General features: G+C 71.8%; 3 protein-coding genes. 1 reads left to right on the top strand and 2 read right to left on the bottom strand.

The features are described from left to right. Nucleotides 1–119: 119 nt before the first annotated feature. A complete protein-coding gene (locus tag ACTIR_RS0114660) occupies nt 120–398 on the bottom strand; it encodes a hypothetical protein (RefSeq protein WP_034240274.1) in 279 nt (92 codons plus the stop codon). A 170-nt stretch (nt 399–568) separates the two neighbouring features. Here ACTIR_RS0114660 and ACTIR_RS0114665 point away from each other — a divergent pair, with 170 nt between their 5' ends. Continuing rightward, the gene (locus tag ACTIR_RS0114665) at nt 569–1,672 is read left to right on the top strand and encodes a branched-chain amino acid aminotransferase (RefSeq protein WP_026454858.1); all 1,104 of its coding nucleotides are present in this window, start codon (nt 569–571) and stop codon (nt 1,670–1,672) included. A 95-nt stretch (nt 1,673–1,767) separates the two neighbouring features. Here ACTIR_RS0114665 and ACTIR_RS0114670 read toward each other — a convergent pair. Then, on the bottom strand, nt 1,768–2,037 hold a 270-nt coding region (locus tag ACTIR_RS0114670; RefSeq protein ID WP_026454859.1), incomplete at its 5' end, for a nicotinate-nucleotide--dimethylbenzimidazole phosphoribosyltransferase.

A 2,037-nucleotide genomic window follows, 5' to 3' on the forward strand; every position in this document is an offset into this window, starting at 1 on the left:
CGCTGGTGCCGGTCACCGCCGCGTTGGTCGCGGCCGGGGCGCTGTTCCTCGTGCGGTGGATCCACGCCGGCCTCACCGGCGCGCGACGGTAGCCGCCCCGGCGCGCCCGCGCGGATCCGTCAGGCCATGGCGACGGCGAGTCCGAACAGTGCCAGACCGGTCAGGGTCAGCAGCGCCACCGATTTCGTGGGCAGCTGCGCGGGGATCACCCCGTCGTGCAGGTCCTTCCACCACAGCACTCCGAAGACGGCGCCGACGAGGCCGAGGAAGATGCCGAAGCCGCCGACCATGATGTAGCCGATGAGCACCAGCATCCCGCCGGTGAACGTGAGCATGGTCGCGGTGACGAACGTCTTGGCGCCGGCGGAGCCGGTCGTGGGCGCAGGCTGGGAAGTCACGCGCACATCGTAGAGGCCGACCGCCGCCCGTGGGCGCGGATCGTCCGATCCCGGGCCGCCCGGACCCCGGAGGCACCCGCGCCCGGGGTGCCGGGAGGCCGCGCGACGGCGGCGGAGATCGTAGGACGAGCGATGTTCCGGTTTCCTACGTCAGCGATATGCTGTGCGCCATGACTACCACGATCCCGTTCCGCCGCACACCCAGCACCCGACCCGCCCCGGCCGAGCGGGTGGCGCAGGTACTGGCGAAACCGGGATTCGGGTTGAGTTTCACCGACCACATGGTCACCGCCACCTGGACCGCGGAGCAGGGCTGGCACGACGCCGAGCTGCGGCCGTACGAGCAGCTCACGCTGGACCCGGCCACCGCGGTGCTGCACTACGGGCAGGCGATCTTCGAAGGGCTCAAGGCCTACCGCGGGCCGGACGGGTCCGTGCAGGCCTTCCGTCCGGACGCCAACGCCGCCCGGTTCCGCCGCTCCGCCCGCCGGATGGCGATGCCCGAACTGCCCGACGAGCTGTTCCTCGGCTCGCTGAACGAACTGGTCTCGGTGGACGAACGGTGGGTGCCGACCAACCGGGGCGACTCGCTCTACCTGCGTCCGTTCATGATCGCGACGGATGTCGGGCTCGGCGTCAACCACCCGTCGCAGAGCTACCTCTACACCCTGATCGCCTCGCCCGCCGGGTCCTACTTCGCGGGCGGTGTGCAGCCGGTCAGCGTCTGGCTGTCCACCGAGTACGTGCGGGCGGCGCCGGGCGGCACCGGGGAGGCCAAGTGCGCGGGCAACTACGCCGCCTCGTTCGTGGCCCAGCGGGAGGCGGTCGAGCAGGGATGCGACCAGGTCGTCTGGCTGGATGCCGCCGAGCACCGGTGGGTCGAGGAGATGGGCGGGATGAACCTGTTCTTCGTCTTCGGCTCGGGGGCCGACGCGCGGCTGGTGACCCCGGAACTGAGCGGGGCGCTGCTGCCCGGCGTCACCCGGGACTCGCTGATCAAGCTCGCCTCGGACTTCGGCTACCCGGTCGAGGAGCGGCGTATCTCCACCGAGGAGTGGGAGAAGGCGGCCCGCTCGGGTGAGCTGACCGAGGTGTTCGCCTGCGGCACCGCGGCGGTGATCACCCCGGTCGGCCGGGTCCGGCACACGGGTGGTGAGTTCACGATCGGGGACGGGAACCCGGGCGAGATCACCATGCGACTGCGCGAGGAACTCACCGGAATCCAGGACGGCACCAAACCCGACCCGCACGGCTGGATGCACCCGCTCGGCTGAGCCGGGTGCTCACCGTTGTGCCGTGAAGGACTCCTTCCCTGCGCGCGATGCAGGGAAGGAGTCCTTCACGGCACCGGACGCAGGGAAGGAGTCCTTCACGGCGAACCCTGCGCGCCCAGGTGGGCCGCGGTGGACAGCAGGGGGAGGGCGGTGAGGGCGCCGTAGCCGCCGGTCTCGGCGATGCCCAGGTCGACGATCGGGTCGAGGTCCAGGTGTTCCAGGGCGAGGGTGTGGGCCGGCTCGGGTGAGCGGTGCGCCGCGAACCACCACTCGCGGGCGCCGGGGGCCAGTTCCTCCGCGAGCAGCGCGGCCGCGCACACGGGCAGCCCGTCCAGCAGCACCGGGGTGCGCCGTACGGCGGCCTG

It is taken from the genome of Saccharomonospora iraqiensis subsp. iraqiensis, assembly GCF_000430445.1.
Lineage (GTDB): Bacteria > Actinomycetota > Actinomycetes > Mycobacteriales > Pseudonocardiaceae > Saccharomonospora > Saccharomonospora iraqiensis.

Coding starts and splice junctions, on each gene's coding strand:
- ACTIR_RS0114665 (WP_026454858.1), top strand. CDS start 569: ATGACTACCACGATCCCGTTCCGCCGCACACCCAGCACCCGACCCGCC.